Origin of the sequence: Nostoc sp. UCD121, from assembly GCF_014222285.1 — a bacterium.
GTDB lineage: Bacteria > Cyanobacteriota > Cyanobacteriia > Cyanobacteriales > Nostocaceae > Nostoc.
Genome location: NZ_JACKZS010000008.1, coordinates 12,568 through 33,242 on the forward strand (window position 1 = coordinate 12,568; position 20,675 = coordinate 33,242).

At 41.7% G+C, this 20,675-nt stretch carries 20 protein-coding genes; 9 read left to right on the plus strand and 11 right to left on the minus strand.

Features of this window, described 5'->3' with window-relative positions:
• Nucleotides 1-38: 38 nt before the first annotated feature.
• The 3 genes from GNF10_RS03015 to GNF10_RS03025 all read left to right on the plus strand — a co-directional run bounded on the left by GNF10_RS03015 (nt 39) and on the right by GNF10_RS03025 (nt 3,042).
• Nucleotides 39-596, plus strand: coding sequence for a hypothetical protein (locus GNF10_RS03015; protein WP_185585674.1), 558 nt, complete (start codon nt 39-41; stop codon nt 594-596).
• Between the two features lie 80 nt (nt 597-676).
• Nucleotides 677-2,410: a VgrG-related protein gene (locus tag GNF10_RS03020; protein ID WP_185585257.1), complete on the plus strand. Its 1,734-nt coding sequence runs from the start codon at nt 677-679 to the stop codon at nt 2,408-2,410.
• 134 nt (nt 2,411-2,544) lie between these two features.
• Entirely contained in the window at nt 2,545-3,042 is a 498-nt protein-coding gene (locus GNF10_RS03025; RefSeq protein ID WP_185585258.1) for a PAAR domain-containing protein, read from the plus strand.
• Nucleotides 3,043-3,174: 132 nt separating this feature from the next.
• On the opposite strand, the gene GNF10_RS03030 is transcribed toward GNF10_RS03025, so the two are convergent.
• Nucleotides 3,175-3,627, minus strand: coding sequence for a GNAT family N-acetyltransferase (locus GNF10_RS03030; protein ID WP_260446273.1), 453 nt, complete (start codon nt 3,625-3,627; stop codon nt 3,175-3,177).
• Nucleotides 3,628-3,930: 303 nt separating this feature from the next.
• On the opposite strand from GNF10_RS03030, the gene GNF10_RS03035 reads away from it, so the two are divergent.
• The 4 genes from GNF10_RS03035 (at nt 3,931) to GNF10_RS03050 (ending at nt 9,285) form a co-directional block, all read left to right on the plus strand.
• The gene (locus tag GNF10_RS03035) at nt 3,931-4,344 is read left to right on the plus strand and encodes a GPW/gp25 family protein (RefSeq protein WP_185585274.1); all 414 of its coding nucleotides are present in this window, start codon (nt 3,931-3,933) and stop codon (nt 4,342-4,344) included.
• Nucleotides 4,345-4,525: 181 nt separating this feature from the next.
• A complete protein-coding gene (locus GNF10_RS03040) occupies nt 4,526-6,724 on the plus strand; it encodes a putative baseplate assembly protein (protein WP_185585260.1) in 2,199 nt (732 codons plus the stop codon).
• 135 nt (nt 6,725-6,859) lie between these two features.
• Complete coding sequence (locus tag GNF10_RS03045) at nt 6,860-7,888, plus strand: phage tail protein (protein ID WP_185585261.1); 1,029 nt, start codon at nt 6,860-6,862, stop codon at nt 7,886-7,888.
• Between the two features lie 197 nt (nt 7,889-8,085).
• A complete protein-coding gene (locus GNF10_RS03050; protein ID WP_185585262.1) occupies nt 8,086-9,285 on the plus strand; it encodes a DUF4159 domain-containing protein in 1,200 nt (399 codons plus the stop codon).
• 330 nt (nt 9,286-9,615) lie between these two features.
• Here GNF10_RS03050 and GNF10_RS03055 read toward each other — a convergent pair whose 3' ends face one another.
• The 8 genes from GNF10_RS03055 to pheT form a co-directional block, all read right to left on the minus strand.
• Nucleotides 9,616-9,975: a type II toxin-antitoxin system PemK/MazF family toxin gene (locus GNF10_RS03055; protein ID WP_185585263.1), complete on the minus strand. Its 360-nt coding sequence runs from the start codon at nt 9,973-9,975 to the stop codon at nt 9,616-9,618.
• Nucleotides 9,962-10,192 (minus strand): CopG family transcriptional regulator, encoded by a 231-nt coding sequence (locus tag GNF10_RS03060; RefSeq protein WP_185585264.1) that lies wholly within the window; start codon nt 10,190-10,192, stop codon nt 9,962-9,964. Before GNF10_RS03060 ends, GNF10_RS03055 begins: the two co-directional genes overlap by 14 nt.
• A 151-nt stretch (nt 10,193-10,343) precedes the next feature.
• Nucleotides 10,344-11,588 (minus strand): EAL domain-containing protein, encoded by a 1,245-nt coding sequence (locus GNF10_RS03065; RefSeq protein WP_185585265.1) that lies wholly within the window; start codon nt 11,586-11,588, stop codon nt 10,344-10,346.
• 13 nt (nt 11,589-11,601) lie between these two features.
• Nucleotides 11,602-12,597: a PAS domain-containing protein gene (locus GNF10_RS03070; protein WP_185585266.1), complete on the minus strand. Its 996-nt coding sequence runs from the start codon at nt 12,595-12,597 to the stop codon at nt 11,602-11,604.
• A gap of 224 nt (nt 12,598-12,821) precedes the next feature.
• The gene (locus GNF10_RS03075) at nt 12,822-13,403 is read right to left on the minus strand and encodes a tetratricopeptide repeat protein (RefSeq protein ID WP_185585267.1); all 582 of its coding nucleotides are present in this window, start codon (nt 13,401-13,403) and stop codon (nt 12,822-12,824) included.
• Nucleotides 13,404-13,790: 387 nt separating this feature from the next.
• A complete protein-coding gene (locus GNF10_RS03080; protein WP_185585268.1) occupies nt 13,791-14,585 on the minus strand; it encodes a Tab2/Atab2 family RNA-binding protein in 795 nt (264 codons plus the stop codon).
• A gap of 107 nt (nt 14,586-14,692) precedes the next feature.
• Nucleotides 14,693-14,962 (minus strand): YciI family protein, encoded by a 270-nt coding sequence (locus tag GNF10_RS03085; protein WP_185585269.1) that lies wholly within the window; start codon nt 14,960-14,962, stop codon nt 14,693-14,695.
• A gap of 105 nt (nt 14,963-15,067) precedes the next feature.
• Nucleotides 15,068-17,518: a phenylalanine--tRNA ligase subunit beta gene (gene pheT / locus GNF10_RS03090; protein ID WP_185585270.1), complete on the minus strand. Its 2,451-nt coding sequence runs from the start codon at nt 17,516-17,518 to the stop codon at nt 15,068-15,070.
• A 474-nt stretch (nt 17,519-17,992) separates the two neighbouring features.
• Here pheT and GNF10_RS03095 point away from each other — a divergent pair, with 474 nt between their 5' ends.
• Together GNF10_RS03095 and GNF10_RS03100 are read left to right on the plus strand one after the other, a co-directional pair.
• A complete protein-coding gene (locus GNF10_RS03095) occupies nt 17,993-18,232 on the plus strand; it encodes a type II toxin-antitoxin system Phd/YefM family antitoxin (protein WP_185585271.1) in 240 nt (79 codons plus the stop codon).
• Nucleotides 18,233-18,306: 74 nt separating this feature from the next.
• On the plus strand, nt 18,307-18,555 hold the full coding sequence (locus GNF10_RS03100; protein ID WP_260446048.1) for a type II toxin-antitoxin system VapC family toxin: 249 nt from the start codon (nt 18,307-18,309) through the stop codon (nt 18,553-18,555).
• A gap of 114 nt (nt 18,556-18,669) precedes the next feature.
• Here the strand turns inward: GNF10_RS03100 and GNF10_RS03105 are convergent, their stop codons facing one another.
• Nucleotides 18,670-18,846, minus strand: coding sequence for a type II toxin-antitoxin system VapB family antitoxin (locus GNF10_RS03105; RefSeq protein ID WP_185585272.1), 177 nt, complete (start codon nt 18,844-18,846; stop codon nt 18,670-18,672).
• 54 nt (nt 18,847-18,900) lie between these two features.
• Entirely contained in the window at nt 18,901-20,286 is a 1,386-nt protein-coding gene (locus tag GNF10_RS03110; protein WP_185585273.1) for a response regulator, read from the minus strand.
• Nucleotides 20,287-20,675 lie beyond the last annotated feature (389 nt).

Sequence of the window (20,675 nt, forward strand, 5' to 3'; positions counted from 1 at the left end):
ATTTTCATTCAATAATTAATTTTAGGAGAACTATTCAAATGGCAAGTCCAGCAATTATTGTTATTCAAAAGCTTAAACCCCAACTTGAGAAAGCCAAACTTGTAGCTTATAACAATGAAGCTCCAGATATTGAATTAATGTTTAATCCTACAGATATTAGTTTCGCTCGGACTGTTAAGTGGGAAAGTAAGGATGGTAATAGAGGAACTACTCTACTTCCGAAAGTAAACTTTTCTGGCGTTGAACCTTACAAATTTACCCTTAAACAGTTACTTTATGATACTTATGAAACGAAAAAATCAGTTATGAAAGAGTATATAGATAATATTAAGAAAGGTGTAGAAACTATCAGTAAATCAACTGATAAACGACCACCTGTTTATATATTTACATGGGGAGATGAGTATTTTTATTGTGTAATTACGAGTTTAACCTACACTTTAAATATGTTTTTGAGTGATGGTACACCAGTCAGGGCACTGGTAGATATAGCCTTGCAAGAAGTAGATAAGAATAACCTGCCTGGTGGACGTAAATCCGATTCTAAAGGCAACGCTCGTGCAACAGATAAAAAAGGTCAAAAACTGATTAAGTAAAACATATAAAGTAATAAATTAGTATTTACTTTGTCATTAAATGTTGGTCTAAACATTTCATAAATTATAAAATAATAGTTATGCCTCCTAAAAAAAGCCTTTATTTAAGCGAACCTAAAATACAGATAGATGGACAACCTGCTTCGCCTGAATTAATGAAGGATTTGTTGCAAATCACAATAGAAGAAAGCCTTCATTTACCAGCAATGTTTACGCTAGTAATCCATAATAGCTATATTCCCACATCTGATCGAGCAGAAAATAAGGCTTGGCGACACGATCAGTTGTTTAAGATTGGTAAAAAAGTAAAGTTGGGTTTTACTTCAAGTACTACTCTAGATAATAATTTTCAAGAAGAGGTAGGAGAATTCATTATTGAAGGCGAAATTACAGCGATGGAAGTTCACTTTAATGAAAAATCTGAAGCTGATATAATCGTTCGCGGTTATGATATTTCTCATCGTCTGCATAGAGGTCGTTATAATCGTTCTTTTTTAAATGAAACTGATAGCGGTATAGTCCAAAAAATAATTAAAGAAGTAGGTATAAAACCTGGCAACATAGAGCAAACTGGTGAAGTTCATAAGTATGTATTCCAAGAAAATCAAACTAATATGGAGTTTTTGCGAGAAAGGGCTGCTCGCATTGGTTTTGAGTTATTTATTACAGAAGAAAAACTAAATTTTTGTAAACCAAAAACTCAGGGAGCTTTATCATTAAAATGGCTAGTTGATATTAATAAATTTAGTACTCGTGTTACTAGTGCTGAACAGATAAGTTCTGTAGAAGTACGCGCCTGGGACTATACCCAGAAAAAATTGATTAGTGGAACAGCCAACAAAGAGAAGCAAGTAACTGAGACAGGTAATAAGCTAGGAAGTAGTACGAGTAATGCATTTTCTAATCTTAAGTCTCCCAAAATGATTGTTGTAGATAAACCTGTTGCCAGCAAAAAACAAGCAGATACAATGGCTCAGGCTTTGTGCGATGAACTGGGAGGAGAATTTGTTTACGCAGATGCCAAAGCAGAAGGGAATCCTGAGATTCGTCCTGGACGGGTGATTAGTCTTGAGGGTATGGGCGATCGCTATAGTGGTAAATATTATGTTACAGAAACGCGCCATTTCTTTAATCAGCGGGTTTATGAAACTGATTTCAGCGTGCGGGGGCTCCGTTCTGGTAACTTATTCACAACTCTATCCCCAGAAAAACGTCTACAGCCGTCTGAGACTTTATTAGTCGGAATTGTGACTGATAATAAAGACCCAGAGAAAATGGGCAGAGTGAAAGTTAAGTTTCCCACCCTCACAGAAGACCATACAAGTGACTGGGCAAGAGTCGTAGCTGTGGGAGCAGGCCCAAACAGAGGTTTTGACTGTTTACCAGAGGTAAACGATGAAGTCTTGGTAGGTTTTGAACATGGCGATATTCACCGTCCTTACGTCATTGGCGGGGTATGGAACGGGAAGGATGCACCACCGGAAAGGGTAAGTGATTCTGTTACAGGTGGTGTAAGATTACGCACTATTAAAACTCGTGTCGGTCATGTTTTACAGTTTGTCGAAGAGGATAAAGGAAGTAGTAAAACAGGTATTCGTGTAGAAACCACAGGCGGTCATAAAATATATCTCAATGATAGTCAAAGGTGCATAGAGATTGAAACCACAGGTGGTCATAAAATCAAAATGGACGATATTGGGAAATCTGTTTCAGTGAAATCAACAGGTAATATGTCATTAGATGCTGCTGGCAATATCGACATTACAGCCAACGGTGTGATTACAGTTAAAGGTGCGATGATTCGACTTAATTAATGTTTCAGGAGGCAGGAGGCAGAAGGCAGGAGGTAGAAGGTAGGAGATGCTTTTGGGAGAAGACTCGCTGGTACGCTAACGTAATTCGTAATTTTCGGTGAAATAGTTCCTGAAAAACACTATAGGAGGTTGTGATGGGTAAACCGGCAGCAAGAATTACTGATAATGTGGCGCACCCTTTACCCCCAGTCTTAACAGGGGGGCCGGGTAGTCCCAATGTGTTGATTGGGTCTTTACCTGCGTGGCGGGGTGTGCTTGCAGCAGCAGTACCAGCTTTACAATCCGCCAAACAAATTTCTGATACGGCTATCCAAGTGGCTGAGGCTGCTACCCTAGCGGCAGCAGGTACACCAGGCGCACCTGCTGCTTTAGCTACCGAACAAACTACTAAGGCAACATCGGCAGCTACTATGGGTAGTGCGATCGCAGCTGCTGCCGCTGGTGCTGATATTCATAATTGCGCCACACCTTTACCCCTACCTCCTCACGGCCCTGGGGTTGTGATTGACGGTAGCCAGACTGTGCTGATTAACAATTTGCCTGCTTCTCGGATGGGCGACACTATTATAGAAGCATTAGGGCCACCGAATAAAATTATCAAAGGTGAGTTTACTGTTTTGATTGGCGGCTAATTGGAGAAGTAGAGAAGATGAGAGAGAGGAGAGTTGAAACTTGATCCGAAATTTTGTCAGGATCGATAACATAGCGCAAATAGCAAGTAATCATATCAATCTGCTTTCAGGACTTTTCTTCTCATCAGTCACCTATCCTAGTTTCTTCTCCCAAAATAATGCCTTGCCCATCTGGGGATTTAGCTCATAACCACTGAATCCGCACGCCTTGTATGCTGACTGGGCAACATGGTTTCCTTCCAGTACCTCTAGCGTGAGTTTGCAGCAGCCCAAATCCAACGCTATCTCCTCCGCTTTCTGTAGCAGCAGTTTGGACAAGCCTCTACCACGGTAGGGTAAAGCAACGATGACATCGTGAATATTAAGTAATGGTTTACACGCGAACGTAGAGAATCCTTCTAAACAGACAACAAGCCCTGCGGGTTCGGCATCGACAAACGCAAGAATCACATGAGCCGCTTTTCTTTTTGCAAGTTCTGCTGAGAGATTTGCTTTAACGTAGTCGGACAGACCTTTACCACCACCCATCGGGTCGAGTGCATACTCATCCATTAATTGCACCATAGCCTCCGCATGAGCAGGCATACTCAGGTCTGCTTCAAAAATTTCAATCATCTTTCAAATGTTGGTATAACGTTTCTGGTCAGTGGCTGCCGACAACCCTAGTTTGCGATCGTTTATCTGAATTCAAAAAAACTAATTCCGATCCTGAAAAAATACTACCAGGAAAGGGAATAAATGAATTTCCTCAAAACTCTGTTCATCCGCTTTAGAACCTCAAATTGCCCTGTCCCTCGCCTCCTTAACCTCGACCTTTGGCGAATAGGCTTAAACCCTCTGTGCCGATATCTTTGAAGATATCCATGTACAACTGTCTAAGTGCCAGATATGGTTTATGGTCGTGAACTAGCCTATTTGGGAACAGGTTGGGCTTATCCACTGCATTTAAGTGTGCAAGGCGGGATACAACTTAGCCATGAAGATCAAAAAGTTAAAGAATCTATTTGGATTATCCTCCGCACGGGAGTAGGTGAGCGGGTTTATCGACCTACCTTTGGTTCGCGCTTGTCTGAACTGGCGTTTGCACCTTTAAATAGCGATACCCTACTACGAATCCGTCTTTATGTTTTGGAAGCTTTAGAAGTTTGGGAACCGCGCATTACTATCGATGAAGTTGTTACCGATCCTGACCCTGTGCGTGGCAGAGTGGACATCATTATCAATTATCGACTCAAAGACGGCCCCGATATTTATAGTTTTGTTTATCCTTATTATTTGGTTTCAGCTGGGGAGGAATCGTGATCCGAATTAAAAATTGAAAATTAAAAATTAATACGACTTACGCAAAATATCTCTCAAACTCTGATTTCTCTGTGCCTCTGCGGTTCGTTATTCCGTAATTTATGCGTAAGTCCTAATTAAAAAAGCTAAATTTTATCTGGGTTTCTAGGCTTGTATCTGTCACATTCTTTTTTAAATTGGTATGAACTTTGATTTTTTACCGAAATTACCTTCTTCCAACTTAGACGATCGCGCCTTCGATGATTTGGTGGAAGAATGTATTATGCGTATTCCTCGCTACTGTCCCGAATGGACTGACCACAATCTCAGCGACCCAGGAATTACGCTAATTGAGTTATTTGCTTGGTTAACTGACCAAATGTTGCTCAGATTTAACCAAGTACCTCGAAAAAATTATGTCGCTTTCCTAGAATTACTGGGTATCCGTCTCCAGCCTCCCGCCCCAGCCCGCACGGAATTAACTTTTTATTTAAGCGCTGCACTACCTGAAGCCTATACTATTCCAGCCGGATTAGAAGCCTCAACTATCCGCACTGAAACTACAGAAGCTATTACATTCAGCACAGATTCTCCTCTAATTATCGGCAACCCCCGCATCCAACACTTCTTAACTGCCCAAACTACCGAAGATATTCCCCAATCTCTGCGCGAAAGAGTCACAACTTCATGGACTCGTCAATCTAACGGTTTCTGGACAGGTAATGAACAACCGATTTTTGAAGAGGAACCTCAGCCTGGTAACTGCTTTTATTTAGCCATTAATTCTGATGATCCTTTAGACGCTAATGTTTTAGAAATTATTTTCCAAGGGGCTGCGGCTACCCCTGCCGGTATTAACCCCAATCAACCACCGCGCAAGTGGGAAGCCTGGGATGGGGAAAATTGGCAAGCAGTTTTATTGCAAGAGTCGGATGATAAAACTCGCGGTTTCAGTTTTTATGAAATGGCCCAACAGGGTGGAAACCCTTCTCAAGGTGCAGAGGTACGTTTGCATCTACCTCAAATTTGGCCTGTGGCTAATTTTACCTCTTACCGAGGTCGTTGGTTGCGCTGTAGTTTTGTTTCCACAGAAGCCAATGAAACTGGTTACAATCGTCCGCCAAGAATTATTGGTTTAGCAGCGCGGTCAATTGGCGGTACTGTTAGAGCTAGCCACAGTACGCTGATTATAGATGAGCGATTGGGAATTAGTGATGGTACACCCGGTCAGAGTTTCCAGTTACAAACAGCACCAATTTTAGAACGCCGAGAAAATGAATATATTTTAGTTACTCCCAGTGGTGGTTTGCCTCAAAAGTGGATTGAGGTGAGAGATTTTGCTGATTCTGGGCCACATAACTTTCATTACACCATCGATTCCATTACTGGTACAATCCAGTTTGGGCCGCTGATTCGGGAACCTAGCCAACTTAAACAGCATACCCAGATGCGATCGCGGATTCAAGAACCATCGCTAGATAACACATCTGTACAAGTTCTAGAAAATAACCAGTCAGAACACCAATATGGGGCGATTCCTCCCCGTGGTGCAGAGATTAAAATAGTTGCTTATCGTACAGGTGGTGGTAGGGAAGGCAATGTGCAAACTGGGGCAATCCAGTTTTTGAAGTCTGCGTATCCATACATTGCTAGTGTGGTCAATCGTGTACCAGCAATCAATGGCGCGGATGCCGAATCGCTGGAACAGGCTGTGATGAAGGCTCCCCGCATCCTCCGCACACGCGATCGCGCCGTCACTGCCGAAGATTTTGAAGTTTTGACTCAACAAGCAGGTGCTGGTGCGATCGCGCGCGTCCGGTGTTTGCCAGCAAATTCTCGTAGACAAGCTGGTATAGTTAGTTTACTGGTTGTTCCTTATGCAAATACAGATGCGATCGCCCAAGGTAATGGCATAAGACCAGAAGAGTTTGCTCTTAGTAATGCCCTGCAAGAGCAAATTTTGAGTTACTTAGATGAAAGACGGTTATTAGGGGTACAAATAGAATTACAAGAACCGAATTACGTAGGTGTTTCTGTACAGACAGAAGTTGCTCTAGAGCCAGCATACAACAACCCTTTTGCCAGCGAAGAAATTCGGCGGAATTTAAGGGTATCACTGTATAAATATTTAAATCCATTAACTGGAGGAATGGACGGCAAAGGTTGGCCATTTGGGCGACCCGTTTATACATCAGATATTGTCGCATTACTGCAACAAACCCCAGGCGTGCGTCATTTAGGCCCCGTCCTATTATTTCCCATCCGCAAGCAAGGAGAAAATTGGCGACGACAACCATCACCAGAACAATTAATTGACCCAGGCTCAGAAGGTTTGATATGTTCTTGGGCTGATACCAATCTACGCTCAAATCACGACATTCAAATAATTCGTAATTCCTAATTTGTCATTTGTCATTCGTCATTCGTCATTCACCAGTAGTTATTCTCGTCCCAATTCCTAATTCCCAATTCCCAATTCCCAATTCCCAATTCCCAATTCCCAATTCCCAATTCCCTATTCCCAATACCAAATCCTATGGTTCAAAGTCGTTCTAGTCCGGCTGTAAGCATTCAATTAACGCCAATGCAAATACCTGAAGCTTTACCTGTGGCGGGTTTAGGATTTGCAAATGCGGATATGGATGTAGGTGGACGTACTTTACTTTTGCATCCTGGACATCCCAGCGAGATGATTGTGCAAGTGCAAAACTTAGAACAACGTCCTTTGCAGGTAAGCTTAAGCGTTGACGGAAATTTCCCGTCTCAGTGGTGTCAAATTGGTACAGAGGGTAGTGAAATACCGCCTCGTGGACAAATGGATGCTGTTCTCTACTTCTCAATTCCCGACACATTTTTTGAAGACCAAGAAGCAATTTCCCCTGGGAAAAAAGACAAATTAACTCTCAATTTTCGCAGTCTAGTTACTCTACATATAGACCCAGGCACAGAGAACGAACAAATCGAAAGAAGCGAGTATTTCGATTTATATATCCGTCCCTACACCGCCTACATGGAATTCTTGCCAATTTTGTATCGAGAAGTAGACTTTATTGGTCGCTTTATGAAGATATTTGAGCAAGCTTTTCAACCAATAGTTGATAGTTACAATGTCATGTGGGCAAACCTAGATCCCTTGACAGCACCACAAGCATTACTACCTTTTATGGCTCATTGGGTGGCTTGGCAAGTAGATTCTGTGTGGGATCTCCAGCAACAACGGCGTTTAATTCGTCGGGCTGTAGAACTTTATCGCTGGCGCGGAACTCGTCAAGGATTGCGTCTTTACTTGCATCTTTATACAGGTTTACCGCTTGACGAAGATTTACCAAATGAAGCTGATAAACATATTAGTATCACAGAACCTTTTGGCCCAAGTTTCATTATCGGAGATGCCCAATTAGGAAATGCAGTTTTAGCAGGTGGGCAACCATATCATTTTATAGTACGTTTGCGTTCAAATATTTCTAGTGGCATCATCAACGAGCAACTTATCCAAAGAATCATAGAACAAGAAAAGCCTGCTTTCTGTACATACGAACTATCTATTGAAAATCCTTCTAATTAAATAATTTGTAATTAAATTGTAGAGTGTGTTACAGCTTTAGCATTTATCAAAGTAAATTTTTTTAACGAACCGCGTTCGCGTAGCGTCTCGTAGAGAAGGACGCGAAAGACGCAAAGGAAGAGAAGGAAGAAATAGGGAAGAAATGCTTAACTGAACTGTATTGACTTTTAATCTAAAATCTAAAATCCAAAATCGCTATGTCCCATCCTTTCCCACCCCCACCAATCAAATCTTTGGAACGCCTGCAAGCCGCAGACGGGTTACTAATCAATGCAGAACGCTGGCGCACAGCCCATGATTATCACAGAAATCGGCAAAATGCTCAATATCAAAGTTTAAATCAACCAGGAATTGTCTGTGGTTTAGGCGTTCGAGATGTGACAGCCCCAAGCCAAGTAGAAGCTAGATATCGAGATGGGCGTTGGGTACAAATTCAACCTGGTATTGCAATTGATTTAGCAGGTAATCTCATTGTTGTACCGACTTCTTATGATTTTCCTATTGATATAGAAGTAGTAAGTTCTGAACCACTCATGATCTACTTAGTAGTTAGCTATGTAGACCCTGATGAATTGCGGCGTGGACAGCAAAGAGATGTTGTTCAAGAAACCTATCGAATTGACCAAAGAAACTCAATACCAGCCAGTTCAGAAATAGAAATATGTCGTATACTTCTGCAACCAGGACATACTGATATTACCCAACCTGCGGATGCTTTCTTTCCTGGATATAACAATATTGATTTACGTTATCGCCGTCAGGCACAAATGCGTCCCCAAGCACTTGTGTGTATGGCACAGGCGACTCATAGCGATCCTGAATGTGCGCGTAATTTTTTCAGCCTTTCGTATTTGTTACAAGCAGTAGAGCCCCTATATCCCAGTTTGCGAGGGGCTGATGAACCAGGTCAAGTTTCTTTAGGAGAAAATATTCAAGATTATGACCTACTTTATCTGACAGGTGGACAGGCAATTTCTTTAAATAGTCTCGAATTTGAATCCCTCAAAAATTACTTAAATTTAGGTGGTGTGCTTTTCGTTGATGCACCAACAAATGCTAATGCTTTAATTGAGAGTACTCAAGCATTAGCACAACAGTTAGAAAGTCCTTTAAGACCTTTAGAAGAATTGCAACGGAGTCATCCTTTAAGGACAAAACCTTTCTTATTTGCTGCCTTGCCAATGGTTAATCAACAGCAAATTAAAATCTTAATCGGTGGCGGAATTATTTTAGCGATTGGAGATTTAGCAACTGCTTGGGGACTGGATAGAGATTTAAGTTTACCCAGATTGACTATTCGTACAGCCCAGGAATTAGGAATTAATATTCTTCATTATGCTTGGAAGCGGCGACAGTTGATAGGTTTGCAACAGGAAGACAATTCAGGACAGTGGTAGGGTGGGCATCAATACGGTTTAGTTAAGGGAAGAGACGGTGATTTATTGCGTCTTTGCGATCTATAACTTTCATCAAAACCCTGATCCGAATCGTATTGGAATGGGCATTACTTTAAATAATATTGCACCTGGTTTCGCATTTTTAGCAATGCCTACCCTCTAATATAGAGCGATCGCCTTTGCGTTACTTATAATCCAATACGCTGGGGTTAGGCGCTACTTCTACAAAATCGTGGGTTTTGAGACGCGATAAATCGCCGTCTCTACAAGTGTTTTGATCTTATCTGAACTGTATTGACTTATAATCTCTACTTTCATTGCCTAACACCCCTAAAGCACAAAACCCAGAACTATATTTAAGGCTGTACGAATAAGTTCCCAGTATTCTGACTCCAGCACGCCCAGCAAGCCCAAAATACGACTATGATCAACAGCACGAATTTGCCCAATATCTATAAAACGGTCTTGGTCTAGTCCATTATTTGGTGTTGCTTTCACATTTACAACATAGGGGGCTTGTTTACTTCCGGGTCGAAATGGTACCACAATTGTCAGCAATCCATACTGATTCATGATGTCATTTTGCACAATCAAGCAAGCGCGGATTTTTTTTGCTTCAGCCCCCACTGTTGGATCAAGATTCACCCAACGTATTTCTCCTCGCCGATAAATTAAATTATTCCCTGGCATTTATGCCATCTCCAACAACGCTATCCCAAGCAGCAATTTCAGCTTGATATTCTGGATCTTCAGCATCCTGCTTGAGGGCTGCAATCATTTCTGCTGCCAAAATTTGGCGACGGTGTTCTGCTAGCAGTGTATTAATGTATGCACTACGATTTCCATGTGCATACTGATCTACAAATTGCAGAATGTCTTCTTCTAAGGTAATTGTGACTTTCAGCATCTATGAATTAATTTTTAGTATTACTATTTAGTATGATTTTATCATCATACTAAAATTTGCTTTATATACCTGACCGGTTTGAGCTTACGTAATACTTGAATTAACAAAAGCTATGTAGTACATTTGTCAACGGTGTATAGGCTAGCTATATCTACCCCAATGGGCGAGGTGCTGCAATGCCATATCCCTGTGCATAATCAATTCCTAGTTCCGTAATTCGCTCTAAAATCGCGTCATTCTCTACAAACTCAGCAATAGTCTGAATACCCATCACACTGCTAATGTGCGTGATTGCTGCCACGATCGCATTATCCACAGGATTATCGACAATGTTACGAATAAAGCTCCCGTCAATTTTGAGGTAATCCACAGGCAGAGACTTGAGATAGGCAAAAGACGACATACCCACCCCAAAATCGTCCAACGCGAAGCGACAGCCCATCCGTTGAAGTGACTGAATGAAGTGTCTGGCTTTGCTTAGGTTGGCGATCGCCACAGTTTCGGTAATCTCAAAGCAAATGCAGTGGGGTGAGATGGAGTATAGGGTAAACTGCTGATATAGAAAGTCAAAGAAGCGATCGTCGTTGATGCTAGAACCAGAAAGGTTAATCGCATAAATGCTTTGTTTATCGCCAACAATCCTTGTCCAATTCCTGAACAGAGTCCGAATTACCCATTGATCGATCAGGTGCATCAAGTCGTAGCGTTCTGCTGCTGGAATAAACGTCATCGGCAGCACTAAATTTCTCTCCTCATCCCGAAACCGCAGCAGCACTTCATAATAGTCGCCATCGTCAGCGTTTTGAGCAGTCGAGGTGATAGCGGCAATAGGTTGAACATAGAGACAAAACCAATCACTTTCCAAGGCTTGAGAAATGCGGCTAGCCCACTGCATCTCGCCGCGCTGTTGCAGTCGCTCCTGGTCGTTAGTCTGAGCAGCGTACACGCGATTGCGCCCCCGGTTCTTTGCGGTATAGCAAGCTGCGTCAGCCGTGCTGATAATCTCTGCAACGCTCTCGCTATTAGTGTCAATACCAACCAAGCCGATACTTGCTCCAATTGAGAATACCTGCTCTTGCCAAACAAACCGGAACTCTTGAACACATGAAAGCAGATTGTTGGTAACTAATAAAGCTTGCTCCAGTGTACACTTACTGAGCAATACGCCAAATTCACCGCCCCCTAAGCGTGCCAGTATGTCAGTTTTCCGAATCTTCTCCTGCAATAAGACAGTAATTTGACGCAGTAATTCGTCTCCAGCCACATGACCACAGGTATCATTTACGATTTTGAAGTGATCGAGATCCAAATAGCACAACGCATGAACCTGGTAGTCTGAACAAGAAAGGCCCAATGCTTGTTTAACCTGCCGCTCAAATTCCTGGCGATTCGCCAATCCTGTTAAAGCATCATGGGTTGCCTGCCAGGATAGCTGACGTGAAGACCGCGTTCTGAGTTACGTCACGAAACACCATAACCCCGCCAATAATTTGTCCTTCACGATTGTGAATAGGCGCGGCTGAATCTTGAATCGCAATTTCTCGATCGTTCTGATTAATTAAGACGGTATGGTTTGCTAAACTTACAATTCGATTTTCCTGTAACGCTTCCTCAATTGGGTTCTGAACTTTCTCCCGTGTCATTTCATGCACAATATCAAAGACTTCTCCTAACAGCAACCCTTCTGCGGATGCTTCACTACATCCAAGCAAAGATTTTGCAACCGGATTGAGGTATTGAATCCTGCGAAACACATCTGTGGTGAGAACTCCATCTCCAATGGATTGCAACGTCACCTGAGCTAATTCTTTTTCTTGAAAAAGTTTTTCTTCGATTTCCTTGAAGTCTGTAATGTCATATCCCACCGATTGAAATTCCAGAAAGCATCCTTGCTCATCAAATACCATTCGGTTATGCCACTTAGTCCAACGCACCCGATCTCCCAGAAGCACGCGATTCTCAATGATCACAACAGGATGATCGGCACTAATTAAAGCTACAAATTCAGCAACTCGCTGCCGATCTGCCTCCAAGATCATGGGTTGATCGGGGCTGCCGATTAGCTCCTCTGGCGATCGCCCATAATAAAGCGCAAAAGCTTGGTTGAAAAACGTGAGTGTGCCGTCTGGTAAATATCGGGCAATCACTTCAGTCTGATCTTCTACAATGGCACGGTAGCAAATGTCGCTTTGTTTGCTCGCAATTTCTGCCTGTTTTAGTAAGCGGATCTCGTCGTGGACATCGCTGATTTCCCGCTCCAGTTCTCGGTTGGCTGCCGACAGTCGTGCAAAACTGAGGAGAGTAAGTGCCTTTTGTATCAACTTTCTCAACGCCATATCTGTGTATAGCGATCCGAAAGTCGTGATGGACTTGATGCAACTACTTAGCCAATGTTTATAAGCCAAGATGTGTACCTGTATTTTTGCAGTAGCTAAAAAAAACTGTGAGTGGTTACGACTAAGAGGTTGTTGAAAAAATTGTTAGCTGTGATTTTAGGCACTTCTTGATCCTACCTAACCCCCTAAAAAAAGGGGGAACCGGACTTAAAAGCCCCCCGATAAATTGGGGTATTTAGGGGGATCTAAAACGTTTTGCTATTAACAACAGGACTTTTTAAACAACCTCTAAATTAATATTCTGGATAAGTCTCCAGCAGACGCTGAAATACTTCTAAAGCTTGCATATACAGAGGCTCGGCTTCGTCGTGTCGTCCTTGAGAATCATAAAGTGACGCTAGGTTGTTCAGGCAGGTGGCAACAGAAGGATGTTCTTCTCCCAGCAGCCTTCTCTGTCTTAAAGCTTCCACTAACAACTCTTCAGCTTGATCGTAGCCTCCTTGAGAATTATAAAGTGATGCTAGGTTGTTCAAGTTGGTGGCCGCAGAAGGATGTTCTTCTCCCATTTGCCCTTTTTTCTTCTGTGAAGCTTCCACTAACAACTCTTGGGCTTGGTCATACCGCCCTTGATAATAGTAAAATACTGCTAGGATGTTCACACTAGTGGCGACAAAAGGATGTTCTTCTCCCAGCAGCTTTCTTTTTCCTAAAACTTCCACTAACAACTCTTGGGCTTGGTCATAGCGTCCTTGATAATAGTAGATTCGTACTAGGATGTTCACGCTGGTGGCGACAGAAGGATGTTCTTCTCTCAGCAGCCGTTTTCTCTGTCCTGAAGCTTGCAGATACAGCACTTCGCGGTTCAGCTTGTTCATAGCTTCCTTGATAATAGTAAAGTCCTGCTAGCTCCTTCAGGCTGGTGGCAACAGAGGGATGTTTTTCTCTCAAACGGGTTTGCACCGTTGATAAACCTTGCTCATACCAAACTGCTGCTATCAGCGCTTAATCTGTATTTATGTAGGTAGTGTTACAGATATCTGCTTGATATTAGGTCTTACCAAGGTTTGAGATGTATAAGATGATTGGATAAGGTTTGAATTAGTTACAAATATTATTTAAAAACTTATAGTAGCTTCCCTTTCTTTGCGAGTATTTAATAAGCGGGCAAATATATTTTCATCTATTTGAACCACATCTGTCGTAGGGGCAATTCATGAATTGCCCCTACAGCATGGTCTATTTACCTGAAAATTGTTGTAATATCAATCTTCTGCCTGCAATAACCAAAAGCCGCTATAAGTCATCCCGGAATCATCTGGTTGCACTAACAAAAAATGCAATCCTCGGCTTTGCTTTTTTCGTTGTTCAAATGTTTGGGCTGCTGTTGTAACTTCTAGATCTTCAAAAGTGGCAACAATCCATCTATCTACTAAGCTAGCTTCTAGTATTAAGCCATCTGGTGCGCCAGATATATAATTAAACCCTACGGGACGGGCTTGCTGTAACCACCGTGCTAGGCGCATCGATTGCCGTCCACCATAAATTACTACACCAGGGATGGGCACTGTTGATGCTAAACCCAAATTGATGGGTTTGAGATGTTCTGGGATGTGCAAAATGGGAATGGGGCGATCGCTAAATCTCGTTTCTACATCACTAGCAGCTAGAGTCGCAAACCGCCATTGTTCTCCCCAGAGGTTTTCTGGTAATGGTGCTGGAGGTGGTTTATCCAGCGCTGAGGGATATTGCTTTTCTTGTAACCACTGTTTCAACGCCAAAGTGTGGCGTGTAGGTTCGACATTTATACTTAAATTGCGTCCCGCCGCCTCAATTAAGCTTAGAGACTGAGGACGAAACACCTGAATCACATCTGGCAATTTTTCACCTGCGGCTAACTCAAGTTGATCTGCAACCCAACTCGAATTCGCTGCTGACTGAAGACAGGTAGCTTCATACTCAAAGCTGCGAGTTGCGTCACAAATCAACAACTCCCATAAAATTTGTCCAGACGCATCTTGTGAGGGACGACGATAAAAATCAACCTGCCAAATTTTCATAAATTGGGAATGGGGAACTTGTACTGAGCGAAGCCGAAGTATTGGGAATGGGGAATTGGGAATGGGGGAGGAGAATTATAATCAATCCCCTATGCCCCATGCCCAATTTATAAAGCCTGAATCCATTCTTTGACTGAATATTCAGTCCAGATGCCATTTTTCCAGTAGGGATCGTTTTCAATTAGTTCGCGGACGATCGCTTCGTCTTCGGCTTCGTAAATCCCAAAAACTTTTGTGACATCCTTGGTGGGGCCAATAGTAATCAGCACACCGGATTCTTTCTGTTTTGCTAGTCCGTCTAAATGAGCTTGGCGGTGAGGGGTGCGTTTTTCAAGAACATCTTCGCAGTAAGTTCCCCAGAGTACATATTTAGGCATAGCTAAGACTATTTTGGATTTTAGATTTTGGATTTTTTAGTCAGTATATCGGGGAGTGAGGGATTATTAATTCCTAACTCCTAGTAAATGACAAATGACAAATGACTAACTTCTGAGATTTACGCCGAATTTTTCCACCAAAGCTTCGCGGACTTTATTGTGTACTGGTTCAACTTCAGCCTCAGTCAAAGTGCGATCGCTAGCTCGATAAACTAGACGGAATGCTAAACTCCTCTGTCCTTCGGGGACATTTTCGCCGCGATATTCATCAAATAATTCCACTGATTCGAGCAAACCTTTACCCGCTTTGGTAATTACTTTTTCAATTTCGGAAACTGAGATTTTCACGGGTGCGAAAAAGGCGATGTCGCGATCGCTAGCTGGATAGGTAGAATAGGGCTGGAATGTTGGTACAAGAATTTCGTCTTGTCCTAGAGATTCTAAAAGCACATCTAGATCCAACTGAAAAACATAAACCGAATCTGGTAAACCTTTTTCTCGTCGCAGTTGGGGATGGAGTTGTCCAAAAATACCCAGCCTGTTACCCCGAATCCACAAAGAGGCGGTGCGTCCTGGATGTAACCGATTATCTCGGCAATCTGGTTGGAATTCTACCTCCAAGGCAAGCTGCCGAAATACACTTTCTAAAGTGCCTTTGGCTTCAAACCAGGTGATGGGTTCTTCGCGTCCACTTTTTGACCATTTGCCAACGGTGCGATCGCCTCCTATAATCCCAGCCAGGGCTTCTGTTTCTTGCAAACCGTCTTCTTCTCGCCAGAAAATTTGCCCGATTTCAAAGCCGTTCAGGGAACCATTACCCTGCTCTAAATTGTATTGAAAGGCATCAATCAACCCAGATAGCAAATCGTTTCGCAGTGCTGAATATTCGGCAAATAAAGGATTTGACAGTACTATCTCTCTGTCTTCTCCTGGTTTAACTAAAGAATAGTGGATTAATTCTGTCAATCCTTCAGCCCGGAGGAAAGCCCGTAACTTGCGAATCAGTTCCTCATCTAAAGGCAGATAACCACCTTCCGATTTTTCTGGTAAAGTATCGCAGAATCTGTTGTAACCATAGAGACGGGCGATTTCTTCAATTAAATCAATTTCTCGCTCTAAGTCGCGGTAACGATAGGGTGGGACGGAAACTGACCATGTAGGTTGATGATTGCTATCTTCACCTGAAGGAGTCAACTGACATCCCAATGCAGTCAGGATACGCTCAACATCTTGTCCTTGGAGTTCACCTGTGTCCTCTCCCAAATCGATTGGCCCTAGTATCTGATTAACTCGGTCTAAACGCAGTGCGATCGAACGACTCCAGGTAGAAGGATCGGGGCGAGTGTCGGCAATTTCCTGTTGGACAAGAATTCCACTAGCTAATTCGCTAATTAAAGATAAGGCGCGGCGATTAGCGATTTCCAACTCAGCGCGGTTAACTCCCCGTTCATATCTGCCAGAAGCTTCACTTCTTAAGCCTGCACTGCGGGAAGAACGGCGAATTGCCACGGAATCAAATAAAGCTGCTTCTAAAACTAGGCTTTGAGTCCCTTCATGGACTTCCGTTTCTTCTCCACCCATGACTCCCGCCAATGCAACGGGCCTGTCGTTAGCGGTGATTAATAAATTTTGGGTTGAGAGGGTGCGAGTTTGTCCATCGAGGGTTTTTAAGAATTCTCCATTATTAGCGAAACGAACGCCGATAGTTAAATTTTCGCTACTTGCAACAGATTTTAAGCGATCGCGGTCAAAGGCGTGCAATGGTTGTCCCCATTCCAACAAAACGTAGTTAGTAATATCCACCACATTACTTATAGGACGCACCCCAGCTGCCCGCAAACGCTGTTGCAACCATTCGGGAGATGGAGCAATTTTTACCTGTTCAATTACCGTACCGATGTATGCAGGACAAGCTTGTGTATCAGAAATTTTTAAAGTTAAATTTCCAGTATTTTTGCTAATAGAAACTTCACCAGGTTCAGGGATGTTCAACTTTCCACCAGTTAAAGCTGCTACTTCTCTAGCTACGCCTACCATACTCAGAGCATCAGCGCGATTAGCAGTTGCAGTCAGGTCTAAAATTACATCATCTAGACCCAACAAAGGACGCACATCACTACCTAATGGTAAATTTTCCTGGGTAAAAATATGAATTCCGTCTACATCGGTGGGCAAACCAAGTTCCTTTAAAGAACAAATCATGCCCTGAGAAGGGACACCACGGAGTTTTGCAGGTTTAATTTTTAAATCGATGTTGGGCAAGTAAGTACCCGTAGTTGCGATCGGTACATAGATATCTGCCTTCACATTGGCAGCGCCACAGACAATATTTAAAGTTTCACCTGCACCGATATCGACTTGGCAAACACTTAATTTATCAGCGTTGGGGTGGGGTTGACGCTCAAGCACTTTCCCGACAACCACGCCATTTGCCCAAGTGCGGCGATCTTCAATATCTTCTACCTCAAACCCTGCCATTGTCAGGGTTTCGGCTAATTCTTCTGGACTAAGTTTTATCTCTACTAGTTCGCGCAGCCAATTTAGAGAAATACGCATGGAGTGTGCTTGTTTTAGGAATCGTCTTTTGTTCTTATTTTAGGGTGCAAGAAGCGATCAATGGCTACTCATGCCGCTAGGCGTACCCTTTCACTTGAACAATCCTACTACGTTAGACTGGCAGAACAATATCGCTTTTTTGCTTTATCTTTACATTTTGTGCGATCGGCTGTAGTCAGCCTCTGCACATCTACGTTAAAAAATTATATAGCTTGTGAATGCAGGTCACTTTGTTCCACTTAAATCTACGGAGAATTTTTATGAGTTATAGTTACACTTTAGAAGAACTTGAGCAAAGTATTTAATACTATAGAAAGCATCCTACTTCCACCCAAAATTGGTAATCCTTAATACTTGACTAATTAAATACATGGGCTTGTTTTCTCTGGGTTATCAACAAGCCCAGTTTTTTGCTCTGAGCAATTGATTTAGGACTCCTATATAATGCTGGTAATGAGTAGGGCATAAATCAAAATGTCATCAAAAACTTTCGATATTGCTGACTTATCGGATAATTTAGCTGATTTATTGTCAGATATCCAAAATCATGTTGAAGTGACGCTAACTCGGCAGGGTGTCCCTCGGGCAAGGGTTTTGCCTTTGTCTCAACCCCAGGAACAGCCTGTAGTTCCTAAAGTGGGTTTAAATCGTGGCTCTATGGTAATGAGTGATGATTTTGATGATCCTTTACCAGATTCTTTTTGGGGTTTATGAAGGTTTTATTAGATACTCATATTTTTATTTAGTGGGACAGTGAGCATGAGAAGTTATCACCAAATATTTTAAGTTTGCTACAACGAACGGACACAAAACTATATGTCAGTGTTGTTAGTTTGTGGGAAATACAAATTAAGAGTCAGCTAGGGAAGCTCACGCTTAGTCAATCATTAGAAGACATCTACGACAGCCAAAATAAAAATGGGATCTCTTTTTTATCAGTTATCCCTGCCCATGTTCTAAATTTAAATACTTTACCTCTACATCATAAAGATCCGTTTGACCGAATGCTAATTTCTCAAGCTTTAGTAGAAGGTTAAACGCTGATTTCCATATACCAGATATTTAAACTTTATGATGTGCCGTTATTATCTGGTGATTTCGGAATCAGATAATAAATATAATGACTTTCATCGACTTCGGCGCTGTTGCTTTTAGTCATACTCATCCTGGTATTCAATCGTGCCAAATAGCTCCATAATTTTAAATTGCTTTCGACGCTGTATATACTCTTGCAATGCCTCTTCTACAACGGCATCCTTAGTTGGATGACCACCAAGTTCGAGAGCTTCCTTAATTAAGTTTTCGTCAATTTCTAGATTAGTAGTCATGTGTAGATTATTGCACAAAGTAATGTGCAGAAAAAACTCATTGGAGTAGTTAATTTAAGTCAAATGCATGAAAACTATTTTAAGTAATTCTGCGCGAGTAAACGGTTTAGTCAGATATCCAGATGCCCCGACCAATTTGGCTTTTACTTTATCTACAATTCCTTTATTACCAGTAACAAAAATAATGGGAGTTTTTTGAAATATCGAATTATTTCGTATAATCCGGCACAACTCATAACCATCTATTCCTAGCATATTTAAATCCAACAAAATTAAGTCTGGTTTGTGCCTTATAATTGATAAAACGGCTTTTACTGGATCGTTAATAGTCACTATAGAAAAGTTTTCATTTTCTAAGAAACGGCTAATTTCTTTGAGAATTGTGGGGCTATCATCTACAGAAACGATTTTATGGACTTTTTGTGCCGTTACAGTAGCATCTGTTACTTTTTTGGAAGCAGGATTTATGTTATTTGATATTGTTGGTTCCTGAAATTCTTCTTGGGGAGGAAGAGAAATCTGTGGTAATCCTGGAACAGGAGATATATTCTCTTCAGTGATATCAGGGTAAGAGTTGATGGTGCTATTTAGCTCTTTTGTGGTATTTTTTATCTCTGGAATTAATTTTGAGAAAAGCGATTGCTCTTCAAATAGCTTTGGTAACTTATCATAAGGTGGATCGGGTTCATGCAAGATAATCGCACCATTAAGTATGTAAGGGTATAAATTGCGGGTCAATTGAATTTCATCTTGATTCAAAATTATTGCCAGATGACACAAGCTAAAACCCTTCATCCAATTAATCAAATCTGGCTGAAGTTTTGTCAAATCTTTTTCTTCAATTTTGCTGTTAATCAACAGATATGGACGTTGATATGGAGAAGAGATTTGCGGAACAAAAGCTTGCCAATTCTGTAATCTTCCTTGACAACGTTCTAGAATCTTTTCTACATCTAGCCTACAAATTCTTGGCATTCTCTCAAGTGGTTCTGTTAATTCATAAGTACCTTCTTTAATGAGCAAAAATGATTCAATTACCTCTTTAACTAATTCTTGAATCAGCACTACTGCTTGTGTAGAATGTAGATGTTGTTGACTAACAAGCCAGGATATCGCCTGATATTCAGGAGGGTGGCTTCTGGAATTGCTGCCATATTCGAGTAACCGATTGTGTGAGTCAGGTTCAAACATCAGACGGGCTTGAAGGCGCACCTCGCTAGTAAGCAGGGGAATTTGGTGGCTGAGGCGGCGCAAATGGCGTTCTAGTCGATCAAAAGGTTCTACTGAATGAGTCGCGTAAGTTATTTTGCCCTGTTCTAAGTAAATTGACCAACGAACTGAGTTACTTAATGCTTGTAAACAAGTACTATCAAAGCAATTGGATAACTGTCTTAATAAACTTAGAGGACGTAGTTTGGTGAATGCGCCTGAGTTATTCATATTTTTCAAGTTTCTTGCGGAATCAACAACTGAACATTTGTAGATTTAAAATATCAACGATGAAGTCTTCTCTTCTTTGTAATATTTATCTACGGACAAGTTCTTCCTTTTAAAATATGTATATATTTTAAAAATTATAAATTTTATAACTTATTTGTTACATTTGGTACTTTTGACTTAATTTGTCTCAAACCACAAGTAGGTATGAATAAAGAGAAGCATTTATCATAGCTAGCCTATCAGTAAATATTGGTTAATTATGGATTTTACCAACTCCTGACAACTCTTACCTTAAGACCTTAGTAATGACGTTTATTTATGCCTACTCACAAAAATCAGGTAAATTTGATTCCAAGTTAACGCAGTTACACTGGTACACTTCTGGAGCT